This is a genomic window from Halomicrobium sp. IBSBa (assembly GCF_017612575.1).
Classification (GTDB): domain Archaea; phylum Halobacteriota; class Halobacteria; order Halobacteriales; family Haloarculaceae; genus Halomicrobium.
Genome location: NZ_JADPQC010000048.1, coordinates 1 through 433 on the forward strand (window position 1 = coordinate 1; position 433 = coordinate 433).

General features: G+C 64.7%; 1 protein-coding gene. It reads left to right on the forward strand.

All coding sequences use genetic code 11. The annotated features are described in order from the left end of the window. On the forward strand, positions 1-426 hold a 426-nt coding region (locus tag IL252_RS17390), incomplete at its 5' end, for a MaoC family dehydratase (protein WP_208629068.1). Positions 427-433: the final 7 nt, after the last annotated feature.

Here is a 433-nt window from a genome sequence, read left to right on the forward strand (position 1 = left end):
TTCGAGAGCTACGGGACCGCCGACGGTATCGACGTGGGTGACCACGTCCAGTTCAGCAAGACGATATCCAAGGCCGATGTGGAGGCCTTCGCCGAGGCGAGCGGCGACACGAACAGACTCCACCTCGACGCGGCGTTCGCCGAGGGGACGCGCTTCGGCCGCCGGATCGCCCACGGAACGCTCGTTTCCGGAATTAGCAGTGCAGCCCTGGCACGACTCCCCGGGCTGACAATCTACCTCTCCCAGGAACTGAGCTATCAGGGGCCCGTCGACATCGACGAGGAAGTCACGGCCCACTGCGAAGTCGTCGAGCGCATCAAGGACAACCGGTTCCGCCTGGCCACGGCCGTTGACGATTCAGAGGGGAACTGCGTCATCGAGGGCGACGCCGTCGTCATCTCCGACCCGATTCCGGACACAGCCTGAGCCGACA